Source organism: Archangium minus (assembly GCF_044360475.1).
Taxonomy (GTDB): Bacteria; Myxococcota; Myxococcia; order Myxococcales; family Myxococcaceae; genus Archangium; species Archangium minus.
The window spans coordinates 662,666-683,668 of record NZ_CP043494.1 but is presented as its reverse complement, the minus strand read 5'-3'; the positions used below and the strand labels follow the sequence as shown (position 1 = coordinate 683,668).

The following is a 21,003-nucleotide window of genomic DNA, read 5'->3' as shown; positions in this document are numbered from 1 at the left end:
GGCCGAATGGTAAAGGCACTCGATTTAGGATCGAGCAGTTCAACGGCTTCCCCACTCGGGCGTTTCATTCTTCTCTGACAGCCTTCGCGTCCGGCCGAAGAGGCCACACAAGCCCACGTTAATCTTCGGGTCGCCGGTTCGAATCCGGTCCTCCCCGCTCGCTTCATGGGGAGGTAGCTCAGAGGTAGAGCAGAAGACTCAAAAACGGCTTCTTCACTCGGACGCAAACCTCCTAGCCTCGCGCACCATGCGCTGGCTCCTCGTCGTTCTCGTCACCCTCGTTTCCTTCCGCTGTACCCATGCGCCCGAGGCCCCACCGGCCTCCGGGGCGCCCTCGTCCGAGGCCACCACTCCCACGTGGCCCGAGCCTGAGCCCCCGCAGCTGCGCCTGCCCGACTCCGTGCGGCCGGTGCGCTACGCGCTGGACCTGACGCTCCTCCCCGCGGAGCCCACCTACGCCGGCACCGTCACCATCGACGTGGACGTGCGTGAGCCCGTGCGCCAGGTGTGGCTACACGCGCAGGACCTCCAGATAACCCACGCAAGCGTCCTCACCGGAGGCCGCACGCTGGAGGCCCGCACCGTCACCGCCACGGAGGGCCGCCTCGGGCTGCTGCTCCCCGAGACGCTCGGCGCCGGACAGGCCCAGCTCACCCTCGCCTTCATCGGACGCGCGGACCGTGAGCGCAGCCAGGGCCTCTACGCCGTGGAGGAGGGCGGCGAGTCCTATCTCTACACCTTCTTCGAGCCCATCGACGCACGGCGCGCCTTCCCCTGCTTCGACGAGCCGGGCTTCAAGGTGCCCTGGCGCCTGCGCTTCACGGTGAAGCAGGAGCATGTGGCGCTCGCCAATCACGCCGTCGTCTCCGAGGAGCCGCTGCCCGGAGGCCTCAAGCGCGTCACCTTCGCCGAGAGCCGCCCGATGCCGAGCTACCTCGTGGCCTTCGTGGTGGGCCCGTTTGACCTGGTGGACGGCGGCCCCATCGGGCGCGCCCACGTCCCGCTGCGCTTCATCGTCCCTCGTGGCCGCGGTGCTGAGACGGCCTACGCGGTCCGCGTCACCCCGCGCCTCATCACGCTGCTCGAGGACTTCTTCGACCAGACATACCCCTACGAGAAGCTCGACGTGGCGGTGGTGCCCCGCTTCTGGGGCACCATGGAGCACCCCGGCATCGTCGCCCTCGGCCAGCCCCTCACCCTCATTCCCCCGGGCGAGGAGACGCAGCAGCGCCGCAAGTCCTACGCGAACATCGCCATCCACGAACTGGGCCACTACTGGTTCGGCAACGTCGTCACCTGCCAGTGGTGGGACGACATCTGGCTCAACGAGTCCCTCACCTCCTGGCTGGACCAGAAGATCACCGACCAGTTCGAGCCGGGCTGGCTCTTCGAGCTGGAGGGCCGCTCCAACTCCGCCGCGTTCGCGTTCGAGACGGACTCGCTCACCACCACGCCGCCCGTGCGCAAGCCCATCACCACCAACGACGACATCATCGGCTCCTTCGACAATGGCACCACCTACGCCAAGGGCGCCGCGCTGCTCGCCATGCTCGAGGGCTGGCTCGGCCGGGACGGCGTCCGCGACATGCTGCGCGCCCACGTGCACAAGCACGCCTGGGGCGTGGCCACCTCGGAGGACTTCCTCGCCACGATGAGCGCTTCGCTCGGACCTGACGCCGCCCGCGTCTTCCGCAGCTACATTGACCAGCCGGGTGTGCCCCGCGTCTCCGCCGAGCTGCAGTGCGCGGCGGGCAAAGCACCGCGGCTGAAGCTCTCCCAGGAGCGCTACCTCCCTGCTGGCTCCAGCGGCACCACCGCGCAGACGTGGAACATCCCCGTGTGCGTACGCGCCGGCAGAGGCAAGGACACCACACGCGCCTGCACGTTGCTCACCGGTGCCACGGGCGAGCTGGAGCTGCCTGTCTCGGGCTGCCCCTCGTGGCTCCTCCTCAACGCGGACGGCACGGGCTACTACCGCGTGGGCTACTCGCGCGAACAGCTCGCCGGGCTGCTCTCCGCACCCCAGGGGACGCGGACCACCGCGGAGCAGCTGGCCTTCCTGGCCGACGTGAGGGCCGCCGTGGACCGGGGCGACCTGCCGCTCGGCGAGGCCCTGAAGCTCGTCCCCGCAACCGCCGCGGACCCCCACCGCCTCGTCCTCCAGAGCGGCACCCAGTTGCTCTCCAGCATCCGCCGGGAGCTGCTCCCCGAGGAGGACCGTCAACGCTACCAGGCGTGGCTCCGCGAGCTCTACGGCCCCCGCGCCCGAGCCCTGGGCTGGACTCCCAAGCCGGGCGAGAGCGATGACGTGAAGCAGGTGCGCAACCTGCTCGTCGGGTACGTCGCCTCCGCGGGAGACGCGGCCCTGAGCCAGGAGGCGAACCGGCTCGCCCGCGCATGGCTCGCGGACCGCAAGTCCGTGAACCCGGAGACCGTCTGGGCGGCCCTGCGCGTGGCGGCGAGCAACGGAGACCGCGCCCTCTTCGACACGATGCTCGCGCAGGCCCGCGCGACGAAGGACCGCAACGAGCGCTCCAGGCTGCTCGCCACGCTGGGTGCGTTCCGCGATCCGGCGATTCTAAAGGAGGCGCTCGCGCTGGTGGCCGGAGACGCGTTCGACGTGCGCGACACGAGCGGCATCCTCCGCACTGCCTTCTACACCCCCGAGTCGCGTGCCCAGGCGTGGGACTTCTACACGCGGAACTTTGACTCGCTTGCCAGCAAGCTGCGCTCCGACGAGCTCAACGGGTTCATCGAGATGGTGGGAGAGCTCTGTGACGAGAAGCGTCGCGCCGAGGCCGAGGCCCTGTTGACGCCCCGCGTGGTGAACATCGAAGGCGGGCCGCGCTCACTCTCCCGCGCACTCGAGTCCATCCGGCTGTGCATCGAAGCGGATCGCCGCCACCAGCCGGGCGTGCGGGAGTTCCTCCGTACCCGCGGCAAAGCGGGGAAGAAGACGGCCCCCTGAGCCGCCGACCGGAGGGCCCCCTCCTGCGAGCTGAACACTGGGGGCAGGCGAACATGTCCCAGCGCGAAGGATTGCGGCGTCCGCCAGTGATGGCCGGTCCGTTCGCGCCAGGGCCGTCAACGGATGGTGACGTCGAAGCGCTTGGGAAGCTCGTCCTCATCGAGGACCTGTGCCCGCAGGAACTCGATGGCGATCCGTGCTCCCGGCTGCCAGTAGGGCTCGCCCCGCTCATTTGCCCAGAGGCAGCCCTGCAGCTTCTCGAGTTGGAGGAGCCGGAACTCGAGCTGATCGTAGCCTTTGTCCGAAGTGAGGTTGTCGTCGATATCCACGGCAATCCGCGGCTGATAGGGACCGAGGTAGACGGCTGTCAGCGTACGGTTGGAGTAGATGGCGAAGAGCGATTCGCCCACCACCATGGGACTCAGGTTGAACTGAAACTGTACGGAGGACCGCCCTTTGTCACTCAGGACATACCGATGGAGCTGGTCGAAGTGGGTGCGCGCCACCTCGAGCTGTTCCTGAGTGAGTTTCTGGCATTGCATCATGTAGGAAGCCTCGAGTCCGAACTTGATCGCGAAGACGCCTGCCGCCACGAGGATGAACCCAGCGGCCACGCGTGAGTACCTGGGAAGCTTTGGCATCAGGAGGGCGACGATTGGGGGGTGAACACGTGCATGCCGGCGCTGAGCCCCTTGGGTGACTCTCCGGGGCCAGGTAACTGGATACCGCCCGCCTTGCGCCAGAGGGCATACTCACTCGTACCCTCCCTGACGGCTCCCGAGAACAATCCATCCGCGAGGCCGGGATGAGGAAGGGCCTGATGCTCGGGAGGAAGGTCGATGACCTGCCCCTCCTGCGTCTTGCGAGCTTCCTTCAATGCCTCGGCGATGGCGGAAGAGGTGCTTCTCTCTCGCAGCACGCCCCCATAGAAGCTCCGCCGGAGGAAGGCATGAACCTCGACCTTGTAATGGTTGGCCATCATCTGGGCCAGACTGTCCTCCATGCCGGCCTCTGCATCACTGGAGAAGCTCTCCCAGACCTTGGAAACACCGGTTCGGCAGGCATAGGAATAGATGCGACCATCCGGCACGAAGGCGTCCTTCCGGGTGGCGGAGAGCTCGGATTTCGAGAAGTCGATGTCGGGAGTACCGATGGGACCCCTGAAGTTGAGTTTGATGGCGCCGGGCACCCCATGGGAGAAGAATGCGACGTCTTGAAGGAGGAGCTTCACCTTCTTGCCACCCTCCATGCTCTCGGGGCGTGTGTTGATGTGTTTCACGATGTCGCTAGAGCTGGCGAGTTTGATGATATTGAAGCCCGCCTTCTCTTTGAGATAGTCGAACGCCAGCTTCTCGTATCTCGTATATTCGATATCGACGTAGGCGAGGGTCTTCTTGTCGGCGCTCCGAAGCCCTCCGCAGGTCAGGACGTAGGCCGCGGCGATGAACATCATCTTGAGCCAGAAGCTGTCGTAGTCCGACTCCGAGCCAACGAAGATGACGTTCTCCCGGCGGATGAGGGCGTCCGACGGGCAACTCGTGGCGGCACCATCGCACGGAGTCGAATCCGAGGGCTGGGAATTGGGATGGGTGGGTTTTCCCGGAGTGGTCATGACCGCGCCCCCTCGGCCTGGTGGGCCAGCAGTTGCTCGAGCCAGGCAAGGGCCCTGGCTTTCAGGAGGCTGGCGCGGTCCTCCGGCTCGCTCGTCGCTGTGTCCCTCAGGGTCTGGGCAATCCAGGGCTGGAGTGGATCCTCGAAGCAGCCATGGCCAAACACCCACATCAGCATGAGGGTCAAGGCCATTCCTCGGCAGGAGGAGAGCCGATGACTCCGCGCGGCCTCCAGGCTTCGGCGGATGAGAGCCTCGACTCCCTCGATGCCGATATGGACGAACGTGGGTGAATCGGCCTTCTTGAGCTCCCGCAGCATGTCGGGAAGGAAGTTCTCTTCCGTGGGGGTCGCGAGGGACATCTCGGTGAGGAACCGGATGGCCCTGCGCACGCAGGACGCGTAGTCATCCTGCGGGCCGACGGCCCTGGCCTGATGCGCGAGCGTCTTCTCGAAGAGCCCCTCCGCGCGCTGCTGCTGGGAGGCCGGGCCCGGGTCGAGCAGAAGCCGGGCTGCCCAGGGGTACTGGGGATCCGTGTCGAAATGGGCGCCGAACAGCAGCATCAATTCGAGGTACAGCCGGACGGGTCCCTGATGGGTCAGTCCGTAACGGCCGGCACGGGTGACACCGAGGTGGATGCTCTTCCTCAACTGCGCTTCCCCGGCCGCCTCGACCAGCGGAGGCGAGAACCCGGCCAGGTGTTCGAGCATCTTGTCCTCGAAGCTCCGCCTCGCCACTTCACCAAATGCTTCCAGCTGAGATTTCCGGATGATCAACACGTCGGGATGCCCATTCCAGCCTGATACGTAGGGGAAGGACGTGCTCGTCTGCGCTCATCTGCCCGCGAATGCCTCCCCCCCTCTGTCGCAGGCGTTGAAAGCCTAGGTGCCCATCTCCGGGTTGTCCAGCCGCACTCCTGGTGCTCGCGGGCCGCCCCGATTGGGTACTCGCGGTCCTGAAGGCGTGCACTCTACCTGCTCACCGACGACACCAACGGCCACACGCCGCGTCGGCCTGCCACGTCACCGGGACCCGGGAGCAGGCGGCACGTTCGCCTGCGTGAGGTGTGCCCCAAGGGGGCCACAACCAGAGGGGGCCCACCCGCTCATGCGTGGGCGGTGCCCCCACGCGCGCCAGACACGCGCTGGTCGAGCACCCGGAGCGCCTCGCGCAGATCGGACGAGGCCGCCTCCGCCGGAGCGCTCCGCGCCCGCTCCACGCGCCGCCGTGCCTCCTCGAGCGCCCGCTGCTCCGCCTCGCAGCCCGGAGTGGCCCTCTCGGCCTCGGCCAGGTCCAACGAGGCCCGCAGCAGAGAAGAGAGCTCGCGAAGGACGGCGTCGCCCGTGAGCTCGGGCGTCACCTCCAGCGACGCGAAGCCCTCCCGGGCAGCCGTAAGCTCGCCGAGCGTCGCCTGCACCGAGGCCAGGTGCGCGGTGAAGCGCAGCGCATGCCAGCGCGACACCCGGTCCAACAAGGAGATGGCCTCCGCCAGGAAGGTGCGCGCGGCCTCCCGCGCCCCCAGCGCCACCAGCGCCCTGCCCAGCTCTCCGCGAGCGACCCCCTCCAGGATGCGCATGCCGAGCTGCTGGCCCATGCGCACGGTGGCCTCCAGGTGCTCGCGCGCTTCCGCCGCCCGGCCCGCGTCCAGCAGGAAGCAGCCCAGGTTCACCCGCGCCAGCGCCTGCCCCGCACGGTCTCCCACGCGCGAGGCCTTCTCCATGGCCTCCTCCAACAGCGCCACCGCCTCCGCCGTGCTCCCGCCCTCGCCAATGGCCAGGGCGTAGTTGGTGAGGAAGCCCACCTCGAAGGCCACGTCTCCCACGGCGCGGAACAGCTCCAGCGCGGCGCGCAGGTGGGGCAACGCCGCCCCCGCACCGTGCCGCCCCAGCTGGAGAATCCCCAGGTTCCCCTCCGCGTATGCGTCCAGCCACCGGTCCCCCGCCGAGGGGAGCTCCTGAGCCTCGTGCACCAGCTCCCAGGCCGTGCTGACGTCGCCCTCATCGCGAGCCACGATGCACAGGTCCACCAGGACGCGCTTCTCCCGGTCCACGGCGCCCAGCGCACTGAAGGCGGAGCGGGCTGCCTCCAGGTCCCTCCTGGCGGAGGAGAGGTGGCCCGCGCCATGGTGCGTCCGGCCTCGCACCGCGAGCGCCTCGGCCCGCAACAGCGGCTCCACCTCGACGGTGGATGACAGCTCCAGCGCCTTGTCCAACCGCTGCAAGGTGATGCCCACCGGACCCCGAGCCGTCACGTCCGGCTCCAGCGCCACCAGTGCGCCCAGGGCCCGCTCCAAGGAGCCCTCGGTGGCGGGCACCACCGCCAGCGCGTTGTCGCACGCCGCCAGCAGGTTCTCCCGCTCCAGCGCGAGTCGGCGGAAGGCCAGCTCCCCGCCCTCGCCCCGCATCCGCGCGCTCAGCCGGCGGGCCAGCGCCAGGTAGTAACCCGCGTGGCGCGCCGACAGCATGGCGCCCTCGCCCCGCTCCGCCAGCCGCGAGGACGCGTACTGCCGGATACTCTCGTACAGGCCCAGCCGCAGCTCCCCGGGGAGCCCTTCGGGCGCGGAGGTCCGCAGCAACGACTTCGAGCGCAGCGACTGGATGATCTCCAGCACGTCCGGCCCGCCGGGAGGGAACATGAGCACCGACTCGGCGGCCTCCAGGGTGAAGCCACCCCGAAACACGGAGCACTGCGCGAGCGCCGCACGCTCCGCGGGCTCCAGCAGGTTCCACGACCAGTCGATGGCGCCCCACAGCGTGCTCTGCCGTGCGGAGCCGTCGCGCCGCCCTCCGCGCAACAAATCAAAGCGACGCGACAGCCTCTCTTGAATCTGCCCCACGCCCAGCAGGTTGGTGCGCGCCGCGGCCAGCTCGATGGCCAGGGGGATGCCATCCAGCTTGCGGACGATGTCCGCCACCAGTGGGGCGTCCGAGGCCGCGAGCTCAAAGCTCCCCCGCACCGCGCGCGCCCGCTGAACGAACAGGCGGACCGCGTCGCAACACTCCAGCCGCTCCGGGCGCGTCTCCCCCTCCTCCGGCACCTCCAGCGGCTCCAGGTCGACCACCCGCTCCTCTGGGAGCAGCAGCGCCTCGCGCGAGGTAACAAGGAAGCGGGCCCGAGGCGCCAGGGCGTGCCAGCGCCCCAGCGTGGCGGGCATGTGCTGGATGACGTGCTCCACGTTGTCGAGGATGAGCAACACGTCACCGCGGCCGGCCAGCACCCGGCCCAGCCGCTCCGCCGGCTCGCCGTCCTCCCCGCTCCGGTTGAGCGCGACGCCCAGCGCCTGGCCCACGGCGTGACAGATGTCGCCCACCGTCGCCGCGTCCGTCAGCTCGCACATCCACACCCCGCCCTCCCACGCGCACGCCCCCAGCTCCAGGTTGCCAAAGCGCGTGGCCAGCCGGCTCTTCCCCATGCCGCCCGGCCCCAGCAGGGTGATGAGTCGCGCGCCCTCGGAGAAGTCGCGCCGCAGCGCCGTCAGCTCCTCCTGTCGCCCGATGAGCTCTCCCGTCTCGCCCGGGACATGGCCCCGCCGCACCCGCTGCACCCGGAGCGCCTCGAACCGCCGCTCCGCCAGCGAGGCCGGCAGCACCTCCACCAGCGACACGGCCTCCTCAATGCCCTTGAGTTGGAACTCGCCCAGGGCACGCACCACGGGTTGGCCCAATGACGCCAGCGCCCCCTCGACCTGAGCCCAGGCTGGCCCACTCACCAGCACCTGCCCGCCATGACCCGCCGCTGCCACGCGTGCCGTCACATTCACCATCCTGCCGAAGTAGTCCACCTGACCCGTCCGTTCGTCGACGCGGCACTCGGGCTCGCCCAGGTGCACCCCCATACGCACCCGCAGACCCCGGTGCACCAGCCCGCCGGGAGCCTCCACCTCCGCCGCATCCACCTCGGCGAGGAGCTCCTCCGGCCAGGGGGCGCGCAGCAGCACCTGCTGCACCTCCAGGCACCAGCGCACCGCCTCCACCGCCGATGCGAAGGCCACCATGAAGGAGTCTCCCTGGGTCTTCACCTCGTAGCCGTCGTGCTCCGGCAGCGCCGAGCGCAGCACCTGGTCATGAAGGCCCAACGCCACTCGCATGCCCGCGCTGCACCGCTCCCACAACCGCGTGGAGCCCTGCACGTCCGTGAAGACGAGCGCGAGGGTCCCAGTAGGAGCCGTAACGGACGAGGACCGCCGCTGCGCGGTCTCCCCGAGGCCGGGATTCCCGGTGGTGCTGACCAGTGAGAACATGCGCAGGACACTCCCCATCTCCCGCTCTCCCTCTCCTGCGCTCATGATGTTCGTGCAACCGTGATTTAGCGCCCCCCGTGACGGAAATCCGTGCACCAACACACGGATAGTCCTTCTCAAGAATCGAGAGCCGGACTCTCACTCCCACGCACTCTCCACCCTCGGCTCGTCGCACAGCGGACGCGCACCCGACATGGTGTGCGGCACTCCATGCCGCAACTCGCTACCCGCTGTCTGTGCCGCGAACGCGACAATCCACTGACGAGATTCGTCACCCCTGGCGCGATTCGTCACCTCGTGAGCAGTTCGTGGCGCGCAAGTGCGCGGAATCCGGAGCGCCAGCCCAAAGCCAGACAGGGGCACGGCGCCTGCTAGGACGCTCCTCGCACGGCAGCTGCTCCAGGCCGTGAAGGGAGGGGTTGGAGTCGTGCGGGGAACGGAGCCAAGCGCGAAAGAGACGGAGTGATGAGCACAACAGCACGAACGCGTGACGGAGTCGGAGTGATGCGACTCCTCCTGGCAATATCACTGGTGGTGTGGAGCGGTCAGGCGCTGGCAGGTGAAGCCCGAGGCCACGCGGGAAGAGCCGGAGACGTGGCCAGGCGGCGGGTGATTGCCGCAGGCCTCCAGCACTCGCTGGCAGTGGACCCGGATGGCGACGTGTGGGCCTGGGGCGGCAACGACTCCGGCCAGCTCGGGAATGGAACCTACGAGGGCAACGCCACGCCCGTGCAGTTGCCGGGACTCACCGGCCTCGTGGCCGTCACGACCCACACCCTCCACTCCCTGGCGTTGCGTGCGGATGGCTCCGTGTGGGCCTGGGGAAACAACACCTTTGGCGCGCTCGGGCTCGGGATGATCGGCCAGCAGCTCACGCCCACCCAGGTGCCGGGGCTCTCGGACGTGGTGGACCTCTCCGCGGGCGAAACGCACTCGCTGGCGGTGCGCGCCGACGGCACGGTGTGGGCCTGGGGCACCAACGACAAGGGACAGCTGGGAGCGCTGCCGGACTCCACCTATTACACGCCCACCCAGGTGCCGGGAATCTCGGACGTGGTGGCCGTCTCCGCCGGCTCGTCCTTCTCGCTGGCGCTGCGCCAGGACGGCTCCGTGTGGGCGTGGGGCCTCAACAACACCCAACAGCTCGGCGTCGATAACACGGACATCGACGTGCGCGCCGAGCCCGCCCCGATTCCGGGGCTCACGAAGGTCGTGTCCCTCTCGGCCGGTGTCTACCACGCGCTGGCGGCGCGCCAGGACGGCTCCGTGTGGACCTGGGGATACGTGAATGAGCTCGGGGGCACGTACTACCCTCCCTTCGGAACCACGCCCATCCAGGTGCCGGGGCTCTCGGATGCGGTGGCGGTGACGGCCGGTACCTCGGTGAGCACGGTGAGCTCGCTGGCGCTGCGCCGGGACGGCACCGTCTGGGCCTGGGGTGACAACACCTCCGGCCAGCTCGGCGATGGGACGATGAACTACCAGAGCAACCCGGTCCAGGTCGTCGGGATGAAACACGCAGTAGCCGTGACGATGGGCTCCTCGCACACGCTGGCACTGCGCTGGGACGGCACCTTCTGGGCCTGGGGTGACAATGACAATGGACAGCTCGGTGACGGGACGACGACCCAACGCAACACCGCGCTCCAGGTGCCGGGCCTCACGAGCCTGAAAGCCGTCCCGACTCCTGCACCCGCCTGGGGCGCGCACTGACAGGATTCGTCACTTCAGGCGCAATTCGTCACACCGTGAGCAGTGACGGAAGCGCAAGTGCGCGGAATCCGGAGCGCCCGTCCAAAGCCAGACAGGGGCACGGTACCTGCTAGGAGTAAGTCCCGCACGGCATCCGCTCCATGCCGTCGTGAAGGGAGGGGGGCCTTCGGTAAGAGGAGCCAGACAAAGAAAGAGACGGTGTGATGAGCGCAGCGCGAACGCATGACGGAGTCGGAGTGATGCGACTCCTCCTGGCGGTAGGGCTGGTGGTGTGGAGCGGCCAATCCCTGGCGAGTGAGGCCAGGGGCCACGCAGGAAGAGACAGGGACCTGGCCAGGAGGCAGGTGATTGCCGCGGGCGAGCAACACTCGCTGGCGGTGGACCCGGACGGCGGCATCTGGGTTTGGGGTTTCAACCAGTTCGGCCAGGTAGGCAGTGGGTCGTGGGAACAGAGCTCCCCCGTGCGGCTGCCGGAACCCACCGGTGTCGTGGCCGTCACGACCCACAGCTACCACTCCCTGGCCTTGCGAGCAGATGGCACCGTGTGGGCCTGGGGCAACAACCTCCATGGCCAGCTCGGACTCGGGATGGTCGGCGAGCAGCTCACGCCCACCCAGGTGCCGGGGCTCTCGAACGTGGTGGACATCTCCGCGGGCGAAATTCACTCGCTGGCGCTGCGCCGGGACGGCACGGTGTGGGGCTGGGGCTCCAGCGGGAGTGGCCAGTTGGGAGCGCTGCCGGACCCCAACTACTTCACCCCCACCCAGGTGCCGGGAATCTCAGACGTGGTGGCCATCTCCGCCGGCAAGTACTTCTCGCTGGCGCTGCGCCGGGACGGCTCCGTCTGGGCCTGGGGTGACAACCTCACCAGTCAGCTCGGCATCGATGGCTCTTCCATCAGCCAGCGCGCCGAGCCCGCTCCAATTCCGGGACTCACGAATGTCGTGTCCATCTCGGCCGGTGGCTACCACGCGCTGGCGGTGCGCCAGGACGGCTCCGTGTGGGCCTGGGGACTCTTGTACGAGCTCGGGGGCTCGTACTACCCGTTCCCCGGAACCACGCCTGTCCAGGTGCCGGGGCTCTCGGATGCGGTGGCGGTGACGGCCAGCAGCGCGATGAACTGGATGAGCGCGAGCTCGCTGGCGCTGCGCCAGGACGGCTCCGTCTGGGGCTGGGGTGACAACTCCTACGGCCAGCTCGGTGATGGGACGATGCTCTACCGGAACAACCCGGCCCAGACCGTCGGACTGGGGCATGCGGTGAACGTGGCGACGAGCACCTATCACACGCTCGCGGTGCGCCAGGACGGCTCCGTGTGGGCCTGGGGTTCGAACCACGCCAGCCAGCTAGGGGATGGAACCTACACGAGCCACACCACGCCCATCCAGGTGCCTGGCCTGACGAGCGGGGCGGCGGCGCGGCACTGCCACGCGCAGCCGTAATCGCGTCTGACTCCGGGCGCGGGGCCGGCACGTCCGCCCCGCGCCCATCGTGAGAGCCCGCTGCCTCAGACGTTGGCGTGCCGGTGGTGCACCGCGCTCCGAATCATGAGCGCGCCCGCCATGATGGAGATGCCGCGACTGAGGATCTCCACGCCCACCACGATGCCCAGCGCCCACAGCGAGGAGGCGGGCATCTGGGCGAAGATGATGGCGCCCAGCGCCAGGGACACGATGCCGTAGGCGAAGTCCCAGCCCCAGCCGGAATAACGGTCGGAGGCAGAGGTGATGCAGCGGAAGAGCCCGCTGGCGAAGAAGTACCCGGCCAGAAGCAGCGTCAAGGCAACCAGCCCGGCGCCCGGCCGCATCAGCACCAGCGCGCCCACCACGACGGAGAGGATGCCTCCCAACAGGAACATCAAGAAGGGGCCCGTCCTCCGGATACGGAAGGCATGGACCATCTCGAAGACGCCGCCCACCACCAGCATCGAGCCGTAGAAGATGACCGAGACGAAGCTGGTGAGCACCACCGCGCCCAGCGCCACGACGCCGAGCAAGGTGATGAGCAGGCCCATGACGAAAGGACCTCCCCAGAGGCCTGCAGTACCGCGCGTGGAAGTCGGAGTCGAAGCGTTACTGGAATCCGTGATGGCCATGACGAGCCTCCATTGAAATCGGGCCACACCCTCATGAACCTGAGAGTGCTCAGGAGTCGAGGCAAGCGAGGGGAAGCGGCTGCGCGAACGGCCCCTGGCGTCACTACACGGAGGAAAGACGCAGCCGAGCTCCATGTGTCCCCGACGAGGGACGGAGCAACCGAGCGGCTCTGGCCCGCCCGCTTGTTCCCATCCGCCCGGCTCCCCACCTTGCAAGGGTTATGTCCCGGCCCATCGAGGATTACGCGCTCATCGGAGACACGCAGACGGCCGCCCTCGTGAGCCGGGAGGGCTCCATCGACTGGCTGTGTCTGCCCCGCTTCGACTCGGGCGCGTGCTTCGCGGCGCTGCTCGGGGAGCCGGGACACGGCCGCTGGCTGCTGGCGCCAGCGGGAGGCACACCGCCCCGAGTGCGGCGGCGCTACCGCAAGGACAGCCTCGTGCTGGAGACGGAGTTCACCACCGCGGAGGGCGTGGTGCGCGTGGTGGACTGCATGCCTCCGCGCGACTGCACGCCCGACCTCATCCGCGTGGTGGAGGGCGTGAAGGGCCAGGTGTCCATGCACCTGGAGCTCATCATCCGCTTCGACTACGGCTCGGTGGTGCCCTGGGTGACGAAGAATGGCGCGGAGCTCCAGGCGGTGGCGGGCCCGGACGCGCTCAGCCTCTACACTCCGGTCAAGACACACGGGCATCACCTCACCACGGTGGCGGACTTCACCGTGTCCGAGGGCCAGCGCATTCCTTTCGTCCTCCGCTGGCATCCCTCCAATGAACCCGCGCCCGAGCCCCTCGACGCCCTGGCAGCCGTGGCGGACACCGAGCAATGGTGGAGGGAGTGGTTCGGCCACTGCACCTACCAGGGCCCTTGGAGCGAGCCGGTGCGGACCTCGCTCATGGCCCTCAAGGCCCTCACCTACGCGCCGACAGGCGGCATCGTCGCGGCGGCCACCACGTCACTGCCCGAGCGGCTCGGAGGCATCCGCAACTGGGACTACCGCTTCTGCTGGCTGCGGGACGCCACCTTCACCTTGTATGCGCTGCTGCTCAGCGGCTTCCGCGAGGAGGCGCTGGCCTGGCGCGACTGGCTGCTGCGCTCCGTGGCGGGGGACCCCGCGAAGATTCAAATCATGTACGGCGTAGCGGGGGAGCGGCGCCTCACGGAGCTCACGTTGGACTGGCTGCCGGGGTACGAGCACTCGCGTCCGGTGCGCACGGGCAACTCCGCCGTCACCCAGTTCCAACTCGACGTCTTCGGAGAGCTGGCGGACGCGCTGTTCCAGGCGCGCCGCGTGGGGATTCCCGGAGATCTGCGCGCGTGGAACATGACGCGGGAGCTGATGGACTTCCTGGAGTCCGGGTGGAAGCAACCGGACGAGGGGCTGTGGGAGGTGCGAGGCCCGAGGCGGCACTTCACCCACTCGAAGATGATGGCGTGGGTGGCGTTCGATCGCGCGGTACGAGCGGTGGAGCGCTTCGGGAGGGAGGGGCCAGTGGAGCGCTGGCGGGCCATCCGCGACATCATCCACGCGGAGATCTGCACGCGGGCCTGGAACTCGCAGCGAGGCGCCTTCACGCAGAGCTACGACTCGTCGAGCCTGGACGCGAGCCTGCTGCTGATGCCGCTGGTGGGCTTCCTGCCGCACACGGACCCGAGGGTAGTGGGGACCGTGCGGGCCATCGAGCGAGACCTGGTGAAGGACGGCTTCGTGCGGCGCTACCACACGCACGAGATAGAGGATGGACTGCCACCGGGAGAGGGGGCCTTTCTCGCCTGCTCCTTCTGGCTCGCGGACAACTATGTCCTGCAGGGTCGCCTGGACGAGGCCAAGGGACTCTTCCAGCGCCTGCTGGAGCTGCGCAACGACGTGGGGCTGCTGGCCGAGGAGTACGATCCCGTGGCGAAGCGCCAGCTGGGCAACTTCCCGCAGGCATTCTCGCACGTGGGATTGATCAACACGGCCTTCAACCTCACCGAGCAGCTCATCAGCCCAGCCATCTACCGGCGAGGAAACGGAGAGGAGCCTTGATGCGGAGGGAGCGCGGACCTCACCGGACGTAAGATGTGCTGGATGAACGTCCTGCCCTCCAGAAGAGGATTTGCGCTCCTCTGCATGCTGCTGAGCGCATGTGTCTCCTCCTCAGTCACCGTGCATGAGTGCAACGAAGCGCCCGAAACTGTACCTTCGTGGGAAGAGGCCCGGACGGACCCGAGCTGCCTGGTGCCTCGATGTGACGAGGAGCGCTGTACCCTCTGGCGATGCCAGGACATGGTGGAGGTGGACACCCCGACCGTGGTGCCGGCGCTTTGGGCCCAGGCTTATCGCCCCCCTTTGGTGGGCAGACCCAGCCGCTGGTGGGGACGAACCCTGGCCACGCCCACCGGCGTGGAACCCGTCTTCGAAATCCCTTGGCACAACTGAAACACCCGCGGCCAGTTCGCGCTCAGGCAGAAGCTGTTCGCCTGCATCCCTCCATCCGAGCCCCGCGAGAAGCACCACATCTTCCCGCAGCAGGAAGAACTGGCCAGGTGGTTCACGAGCAAGAAGATCGACATTCATGCTTTCACCGTTCGTGTCCCCAGAAGCTTCCATTCCTGGTTGCATGGTGGCGGTCCCAAAGGTGGGCAATGGAATGAGGCCTGGCGGCAATTCCGGAGAGAGAACCCTGGAGCCAACAAGGAGCAGATCTGGCAGTTCGCGTTCGAGCTCATGTCCCGGTTTGGAGTGAATGGACAGCTCATGCCCTACCACTGCCCATAGGCCGAGGAGCTCACGTATGCGCTACTTCATCGTCGAAGAAGACAAGTCCGCGGGTTACACGGGCGACGTCGATGCCTCGCACAAGTGGGGACTTCCGGGGGTCGACTCCTGCCCGACCTGCAAGGCGACATGGAGTGACACCTCCAGGGCGTACCCCTCTGTAGACTTGAGTTCGGTAGCTTCGCTGGCCGACTTCGTGGAAGCCAGGGCCGAGCCCCTCGAGGAATACGAACGGCTGCGCGAGCTGGTACGTCCCCTGTGCCCCCCGGGAGCCCAACTGGAACCGGGTACTTCCCTCGGTCCACTCGTGGGCAGAGCCCAGGGCCGCTTCGGCTCTCTCGCAGCACCCTACCCCTGGTGGCTGTTGGTCCAACGCGAGGCGCTCGATCGACTTCAAGCAGAGAGACTTCGAGGACTCAAGGGCTGCCCTACCCAGCTTCGCTTCCGCCAGCGCAACGCCCCTGAGCTGCTTGAGTTGGAGCTGCTCTCCGCGGGCCGTCTGCATCCCGACTGCTTGCCGCCGAAACGCGAGCTGCGCTGCACTCGCTGCGGCCGTTTTGGCCACACCCTCCCCAAGTCTCGGCTGCTAGATGCCACCACGATTCCCAGCGGGATGGACGTGTTCCGCCTGGAGGACTTCTCCACCGTCATTGTCTGCACCGAGCGCTTCGTCGATGCCTGTCGACGTCTGGGCCTGGACGGTGTCGCCTTCCTTCCCCTGCCCCTCTCGCCCACCCGGTAGAGTGAACGCATGCAGGTCTACATCAGTGTCGACATGGAGGGAGTCGCCGGTGTGGTGCACGTGGACCAGACGCGCCGCACCGGTCACGACTATGCCCAGGCCCGGAAGTGGATGACCGCCGAGGCCAACGCCGCCATCGCTGGAGCCTTCGACGCGGGCGCCACCGCGGTGCTCGTCAATGACTCGCACGGCGACATGCGCAACCTGCTCCTGGACGAGTTGGATGTACGCGCGGAGGTCATCTCCGGCTCGCTCAAGCCGCAGGCCATGGTGCAGGGAATCTCCCCGGAGTTCGGCGTGGCGCTCTTCGTGGGCTACCACGCCGGGGCTCGCAGCCGCGCGGGCATCCTGGACCATACCTATTACGGTGCCGTGGTGGCGCGCTGCCGCGTGGGCGGGCGCGACTTCAGCGAGACGGCCCTCAACGCCGCCGTGTGCGGCATGCTCGGCATCCCCGTGGGACTGGTGACGGGCGACTCCACCACGTGTGCCCAGGCCCGCGAGCTGCTCGGCGACGTGGAGACAGTGGAGGTGAAGGACGCCATCACCCGCTACGCCGCCCGCCACCTCGCGCCCGCCAAGGCCCGCGAGCGCATCCGTGAGGCAGCCACCCGGGCCGTGCGGCGCGCCCGCCAGGGAGACTTCAAGCCCTTCCTTCCCCAGGCCCCGTTGGAGCTGGAGGTGGAGTTCGCCAACTCCGCCTGCGCCGATGCGGCCGAGCTCGTCCCCGGCAGCCGGAGACAGGACGGAGTGACGCTCGGCTACACCGCTCCGGACGCCGGCCTCCTGCTGCGTGTGTTCCGCGCCTGGATATTGCTCGCCAGCACGACGCTGACCTGAGCCACCGCGGGCCGGCGCTCGTCCGGGCTCAGACGCGGAAGGGACCGGAGTTCTGGGGCCAGAGCACCCGGGGTGGCTCGTCCTCGCGAGCAATGGCGATGATGGCGCCCTCCAGCAGCTCCTCGCCCTCGAGCGCCTCGGTGAGGGTGCGCACGGCGATGTCCGGATCCATCACCCAGCAGAAGATGTTCATGCGCCCGGGCTGCGTCTCCCCACCCTCCACCTCGCCGTTGCCCGTCCAGCCCAGCACGTCCGTGGCCAACTCCTCCACGGCGTGACGCTTCTCGAAGTCATGCCCCGTGCCCTTGCCCTGCAACGGGTACTGGATGACGATCGGCGTCACCGCGTCCGGCTCCGGCTCCTCGTAGCCCTGGTCCACCAGCGGCTCGGCCGCCTGGGCGATGACCATGTCCGGATCCTCGTCGGCGGGGACGGGCTGCACCTTCTCCTCGCCCTGTTCGCCGACGACGCCCCAGTGGACGGTGAGCGTGTCCTCGTGCACCCACGCCTCCCAGTAGCGGAGGGTGTCGCCTTCCTTCTTGTAGAGCTTCAGCACGCGAGCACTCTACACGCCGGACCCGCGCCTGCCCGAATCAGAAGGCACGGCCCTGTCCACCATCCACCGGCACGGTGGCCCCCGTCACCCAGCGGGCCCGCTCCGAGCACAGGAAGACGACCACGTCGGCCACCTCCTCGGGGGTGCCGAAGCGCCCCCAGGGCAGCTCCTCGCGCACCATCTTCTCCACCTTCTCCGGCTGCGCCTGCCGCCGCCGGTCCCAGCTGCCTCCGGGGAAGAGGATGGAGCCCGGGGCCACCCCGTTGACGCGGATACGGTGGCGCGCCAGGTCCAGCGCCATCTCCTTGGTGAGCGCGGTGAGGCCCGCCTTGGCCGCCGTGTAGGGCGCGCTGGTGCCGTACTCGCGGCCGTAGATGGAGTTGATGTGCACGATACAGCCGCCGCCCCGGGCCTTCATGTGCTCCACCGCGTGCTGGCTGCACCACACCGAGGCCATGAGGTTGCGGTCAACCACGTCCTTCCACTGCGCGGCGGTGGCCGCCTCGAAGGAGCCCGCGCCCCCGCTACCGCCCACGTTGTTGACGAGGATGTCCAACGCGCCAAAGGCCCGCACCGCAGCGCCCACCGCCGCCGCTGCTCCCTCGGGCGTGGCCACGTCTCCCGTCACGGTCGCCACCTCGGCGCCGGACGCACGGAGCTCCGCCGCCACCGCCTCCAGCCCCTCGGCCCCGCGCGCGCTCAGACACACCCGCACGCCCTCACGAGCCAGCGCCGTGACGATGGCCCGCCCAATGCCCCGGCTGCCTCCGGTGACGAGTGCCGCCCTGCCCTTCAATTCCAGGTCCATGCGGCACCTTCTACCCTGGCTCCCCCCTCCCACAGCAGGCTCATCCACGCGGGGGAGTGCCACGGTCGACAGGGGCCTGGGCCAGGGGAACGGGACGAGCGAGCCCCTGTCTCTCAGGCCTCCCCACCTGCGCGCCTTTTCATCCCCCGTGGGATTGCCCGCCCTCTCGTGACGCCTCACGTTTCGCGACGAGGGGGAGAGGAACTCGCGCCATGGTTACCGGAACCCGCCGCCCCAGCACCTACTTCACCACCCGGACACTCGTGGCCTACGTCGTCGCGTACGCCATCTCCGTCGTGGGACTCGTGCTCGGCTTCGTGCTTTCCTCCGTGCCGTGGCTCGCCTTCGGCCTGTGGCTCGCGGCCAGCCTCACCGTGCTCCTCATCGACCGAGCAGTCATCGAGCGGACGCCCCGAGGAGGGCATGAGGCCGATGGGAGCTTCGGCTCCATGTTCCGGGGCAGCCCCGCGGCGCTCACTGTCATTGCCATTATGGCCGTGACCGCGCTGCTCGTTTCCTTCCTTGCTCACGGGTAGGGGAGGTGTCACGTCACACCGTCTGGAGCCCAGGGGGTCGGATACCCTCACCCCGACCCTCTCCCAGAGGGAGAGGGAGGAGTGGGTTTCAGGGAGTCTGTTGGGGCTCCTCGGTCTTGGGCTGCTCGGAAGAGTCGTCTCCCGCGCCACCGATTCCCCGCGCGCCCTCGTTCTCCTTTGGCAGCTCCAGCGGCCGGCCCACGTACTGCACGTTGTCGTTGTTATCGATGGCGAAGCGCACCAGCGCCCTCAGCACACGGTTACGCTTCACGTTACCCACGACCTCGCGCAGGTCCTCGTACACCGTGGGGTCCTTGAGGATTCCGCCCAGCGAGCCCTCGCCTCGCGCCACCATGGCGGTGATCTGCTTGATGTCCGCCGCGGCGCTCCCCAGGTCCGTCAGCATGTTGCCCGCGTTGCCATACACCAGCTGGTGCACCGCGCCGTTCGGGTTCTTCTTCGCGTCCTCGAGCAGCGAGGCGAGCTGACCCGCCGCGGCCCCCAGCTCTCCCAGCGCCTTGGCGCCTTCCTGGCCGTAGATGAGCGCGTGCGCGGTGCCATCGCCATTCTGAACCTCGTCGAGCAGCCCCTCCACGTGCCCCACCGCCTTCTCCATCCGCAGCGCCGTGCGCGAGGCATTGGCCACCAGCTGCCGCACCTCCTGGCCCGTCTGCTTGTCGTAGATGAGCGCGTGCAGGGCGCCGTCTCCCTTCTCCACCTCCTGGAGCAGCATCTTCAGGCTGCGCACGCTGGCGGCCACGTCCTCGGCCATCCGGGGATCGGCGTACACCTCCACCGCCTTGCGCACGGTGCGGCTCACCGCGACCGTGTCCTCCATCACCTGCGAGGCGCTGCGCATCAGCGAGGACAGGTCCCCGCCGCTCGTGCTCTGAATCTCCGACCCGGGCTCCAGCGGCGCCTTGTCCAGCGAGCCCAGGGTGATGTCCACCGCCTTGTCACCCAGCACGCCCTGGCTGGCCAGCCGAGCCACCGAGTCCACTCGTACCCGCTGCGCGTGCTTGGCGCTCAGCTTCAGCTGGACCTCCAGCCGCTTCTCTCCGGGCTTGGACGGAAAGCGCACCCCTTCCACCCGGCCCACCTCCAGGCCACCCAGCCACACCGGGGACTCCTCGGTCAGGCCCTCCACGTTCTCGAAGTAGGCGTGGTAGCGCACCTCCCTCTCGAAGAAGCGCGTCTCCTGCCCGATGAGGAAGACGATGAGGCCGGCCAGACCCATGGCCACGGCCACGAAGATGCCCACCCGCAGCGCCAGGCGCTGCTCGTTCGACGTGCTACCAAAAAGACTCATGGCGCCACCCCTACCCCCACCTGCGATTCAAATTCCCCGCGCCGCGCATCCAGGAAAGCCCGCACCTCCGGCACCGTGGAGACCCGCATCTCCTCCGGCGTCCCCACCTGCACGATGCGTCGGTTGGCCAGCATCGCGATCCGATCGGACACGCTGAAGGCACTCATCATGTCGTGAGTCACCACGATGGACGTGCACCCGAGTTGTTTCTGCATGGAACGAATCATCTGGTTGATGGTCTCGGTCGTGACAGGGTCCAACCCCGTGGTGGGCTCGTCCCAGAGGATGACCTCTGGATCCGTGGCGATCGCCCTCGCCAGGCCTACGCGCTTCTTCATGCCACCGGACAGGTCCGCTGGCTTCATGTCCTCGATGCCGGGCAGGTTCACCAGCCGGAGCTTCTCGGCCACCCGAGCCCGCAGCTCATCGGGCGGCATATGCGGGAAGTGCTCGCGCAGCGGGTAGGCGATGTTCTCCCCCACCGTGAGCGAGTCGAACAGCGCCGCCCCCTGGAAGACCATGGCCACGTGCCGGCGCACGTCGATGAAGTCCTCTTCCCGGAAGTCATTCAGCTCCTGCCCATCGAAGAGGATGCGTCCCGCGTCCGGGCGCAGCAAGCCGATCAGACACTTGAGCAGCACGCTCTTGCCGGTGCCCGAGCCGCCAATCACGGTGAGCGTCTCGCCCGCGTACACGGAGAGCATCAAATCGTCATAGACGCGCTTGGGTCCGAAGGACTTCTGCAGGTGCTCGAAGCGGATGAGCTCCTCGCCCTTCTGGGGCGGCTGGAACTTCAGGCGGGGCTGGCGTCGGTGGAAGAGCATC

General features: G+C 68.3%; 17 protein-coding genes. 8 read left to right on the top strand and 9 right to left on the bottom strand.

Annotated features, from left to right (window positions below; translation table 11 throughout):
• Positions 1 to 247: 247 nt before the first annotated feature.
• Complete coding sequence (locus F0U60_RS02890) at positions 248 to 2,968, top strand: ERAP1-like C-terminal domain-containing protein (protein ID WP_395813685.1); 2,721 nt, start codon at positions 248 to 250, stop codon at positions 2,966 to 2,968.
• Between the two features lie 116 nt (positions 2,969 to 3,084).
• On the opposite strand, the gene F0U60_RS02885 is transcribed toward F0U60_RS02890, so the two are convergent.
• The 4 genes from F0U60_RS02885 to F0U60_RS02870 form a co-directional block, all read right to left on the bottom strand.
• On the bottom strand, positions 3,085 to 3,582 hold the full coding sequence (locus F0U60_RS02885) for a hypothetical protein (RefSeq protein ID WP_395813683.1): 498 nt from the start codon (positions 3,580 to 3,582) through the stop codon (positions 3,085 to 3,087).
• 26 nt (positions 3,583 to 3,608) lie between these two features.
• Positions 3,609 to 4,580 (bottom strand): hypothetical protein, encoded by a 972-nt coding sequence (locus F0U60_RS02880; protein ID WP_395813681.1) that lies wholly within the window; start codon positions 4,578 to 4,580, stop codon positions 3,609 to 3,611.
• A complete protein-coding gene (locus F0U60_RS02875) occupies positions 4,577 to 5,287 on the bottom strand; it encodes a hypothetical protein (protein ID WP_395813679.1) in 711 nt (236 codons plus the stop codon). Before F0U60_RS02875 ends, F0U60_RS02880 begins: the two co-directional genes overlap by 4 nt.
• 395 nt (positions 5,288 to 5,682) lie before the next feature.
• Positions 5,683 to 8,817 (bottom strand): ATP-binding protein, encoded by a 3,135-nt coding sequence (locus F0U60_RS02870; RefSeq protein WP_395813677.1) that lies wholly within the window; start codon positions 8,815 to 8,817, stop codon positions 5,683 to 5,685.
• A 594-nt stretch (positions 8,818 to 9,411) separates the two neighbouring features.
• On the opposite strand from F0U60_RS02870, the gene F0U60_RS02865 reads away from it, so the two are divergent.
• The gene (locus F0U60_RS02865; RefSeq protein ID WP_395813675.1) at positions 9,412 to 10,530 is read left to right on the top strand and encodes an RCC1 domain-containing protein; all 1,119 of its coding nucleotides are present in this window, start codon (positions 9,412 to 9,414) and stop codon (positions 10,528 to 10,530) included.
• Between the two features lie 239 nt (positions 10,531 to 10,769).
• The gene (locus F0U60_RS02860) at positions 10,770 to 11,972 is read left to right on the top strand and encodes an RCC1 domain-containing protein (RefSeq protein WP_395813673.1); all 1,203 of its coding nucleotides are present in this window, start codon (positions 10,770 to 10,772) and stop codon (positions 11,970 to 11,972) included.
• A 65-nt stretch (positions 11,973 to 12,037) separates the two neighbouring features.
• Here F0U60_RS02860 and F0U60_RS02855 read toward each other — a convergent pair whose 3' ends face one another.
• Positions 12,038 to 12,544 (bottom strand): HdeD family acid-resistance protein, encoded by a 507-nt coding sequence (locus tag F0U60_RS02855; RefSeq protein WP_395813671.1) that lies wholly within the window; start codon positions 12,542 to 12,544, stop codon positions 12,038 to 12,040.
• A gap of 302 nt (positions 12,545 to 12,846) precedes the next feature.
• Here F0U60_RS02855 and F0U60_RS02850 point away from each other — a divergent pair, with 302 nt between their 5' ends.
• The 4 genes from F0U60_RS02850 (at position 12,847) to F0U60_RS02835 (ending at position 16,969) form a co-directional block, all read left to right on the top strand.
• A complete protein-coding gene (locus F0U60_RS02850) occupies positions 12,847 to 14,655 on the top strand; it encodes a glycoside hydrolase family 15 protein (RefSeq protein WP_395813669.1) in 1,809 nt (602 codons plus the stop codon).
• A 426-nt stretch (positions 14,656 to 15,081) separates the two neighbouring features.
• Positions 15,082 to 15,387: a TIGR02269 family lipoprotein gene (locus F0U60_RS02845; protein WP_395825935.1), complete on the top strand. Its 306-nt coding sequence runs from the start codon at positions 15,082 to 15,084 to the stop codon at positions 15,385 to 15,387.
• A 16-nt stretch (positions 15,388 to 15,403) separates the two neighbouring features.
• The gene (locus tag F0U60_RS02840) at positions 15,404 to 16,129 is read left to right on the top strand and encodes a double-CXXCG motif protein (RefSeq protein ID WP_395813667.1); all 726 of its coding nucleotides are present in this window, start codon (positions 15,404 to 15,406) and stop codon (positions 16,127 to 16,129) included.
• A 9-nt stretch (positions 16,130 to 16,138) separates the two neighbouring features.
• Positions 16,139 to 16,969, top strand: a complete 831-nt coding sequence (locus tag F0U60_RS02835; RefSeq protein WP_395813665.1) for a M55 family metallopeptidase — start codon at positions 16,139 to 16,141, stop codon at positions 16,967 to 16,969.
• Between the two features lie 28 nt (positions 16,970 to 16,997).
• On the opposite strand, the gene F0U60_RS02830 is transcribed toward F0U60_RS02835, so the two are convergent.
• Both F0U60_RS02830 and F0U60_RS02825 read right to left on the bottom strand, forming a co-directional pair.
• Positions 16,998 to 17,525 carry a hypothetical protein gene (locus tag F0U60_RS02830; protein WP_395813663.1) on the bottom strand — a complete coding sequence of 176 codons (528 nt, stop codon included), beginning with the start codon at positions 17,523 to 17,525 and terminating at the stop codon, positions 16,998 to 17,000.
• A 37-nt stretch (positions 17,526 to 17,562) separates the two neighbouring features.
• Positions 17,563 to 18,333: an SDR family NAD(P)-dependent oxidoreductase gene (locus F0U60_RS02825; RefSeq protein WP_395813661.1), complete on the bottom strand. Its 771-nt coding sequence runs from the start codon at positions 18,331 to 18,333 to the stop codon at positions 17,563 to 17,565.
• Positions 18,334 to 18,545: 212 nt separating this feature from the next.
• Between F0U60_RS02825 and F0U60_RS02820 the strand changes: the two genes are divergently transcribed.
• Positions 18,546 to 18,869, top strand: a complete 324-nt coding sequence (locus F0U60_RS02820) for a hypothetical protein (protein ID WP_395813659.1) — start codon at positions 18,546 to 18,548, stop codon at positions 18,867 to 18,869.
• Between the two features lie 88 nt (positions 18,870 to 18,957).
• On the opposite strand, the gene F0U60_RS02815 is transcribed toward F0U60_RS02820, so the two are convergent.
• Entirely contained in the window at positions 18,958 to 20,178 is a 1,221-nt protein-coding gene (locus F0U60_RS02815; RefSeq protein ID WP_395813657.1) for an MlaD family protein, read from the bottom strand.
• The gene (locus tag F0U60_RS02810) at positions 20,175 to 21,002 is read right to left on the bottom strand and encodes an ABC transporter ATP-binding protein (RefSeq protein ID WP_395813655.1); all 828 of its coding nucleotides are present in this window, start codon (positions 21,000 to 21,002) and stop codon (positions 20,175 to 20,177) included. Before F0U60_RS02810 ends, F0U60_RS02815 begins: the two co-directional genes overlap by 4 nt.
• Between the last annotated feature and the right edge of the window lies 1 nt (position 21,003).

Excerpts from the sequence above, each read along its gene's own strand:
- F0U60_RS02890 (WP_395813685.1), top strand. The coding sequence starts at position 248 with ATGCGCTGGCTCCTCGTCGTTCTCGTCACCCTCGTTTCCTTCCGCTGT.
- F0U60_RS02880 (WP_395813681.1), bottom strand. The coding sequence starts at position 4,580 with ATGACCACTCCGGGAAAACCCACCCATCCCAATTCCCAGCCCTCGGAT.
- F0U60_RS02875 (WP_395813679.1), bottom strand. The coding sequence starts at position 5,287 with ATGCTCGAACACCTGGCCGGGTTCTCGCCTCCGCTGGTCGAGGCGGCC.
- F0U60_RS02870 (WP_395813677.1), bottom strand. The coding sequence starts at position 8,817 with ATGTTCTCACTGGTCAGCACCACCGGGAATCCCGGCCTCGGGGAGACC.
- F0U60_RS02860 (WP_395813673.1), top strand. The coding sequence starts at position 10,770 with ATGCGACTCCTCCTGGCGGTAGGGCTGGTGGTGTGGAGCGGCCAATCC.
- F0U60_RS02855 (WP_395813671.1), bottom strand. The coding sequence starts at position 12,544 with ATGGGCCTGCTCATCACCTTGCTCGGCGTCGTGGCGCTGGGCGCGGTG.
- F0U60_RS02850 (WP_395813669.1), top strand. The coding sequence starts at position 12,847 with ATGTCCCGGCCCATCGAGGATTACGCGCTCATCGGAGACACGCAGACG.
- F0U60_RS02840 (WP_395813667.1), top strand. The coding sequence starts at position 15,404 with ATGCGCTACTTCATCGTCGAAGAAGACAAGTCCGCGGGTTACACGGGC.
- F0U60_RS02835 (WP_395813665.1), top strand. The coding sequence starts at position 16,139 with ATGCAGGTCTACATCAGTGTCGACATGGAGGGAGTCGCCGGTGTGGTG.
- F0U60_RS02825 (WP_395813661.1), bottom strand. The coding sequence starts at position 18,333 with ATGGACCTGGAATTGAAGGGCAGGGCGGCACTCGTCACCGGAGGCAGC.
- F0U60_RS02820 (WP_395813659.1), top strand. The coding sequence starts at position 18,546 with ATGGTTACCGGAACCCGCCGCCCCAGCACCTACTTCACCACCCGGACA.
- F0U60_RS02815 (WP_395813657.1), bottom strand. The coding sequence starts at position 20,178 with ATGAGTCTTTTTGGTAGCACGTCGAACGAGCAGCGCCTGGCGCTGCGG.
- F0U60_RS02810 (WP_395813655.1), bottom strand. The coding sequence starts at position 21,002 with ATGCTCTTCCACCGACGCCAGCCCCGCCTGAAGTTCCAGCCGCCCCAG.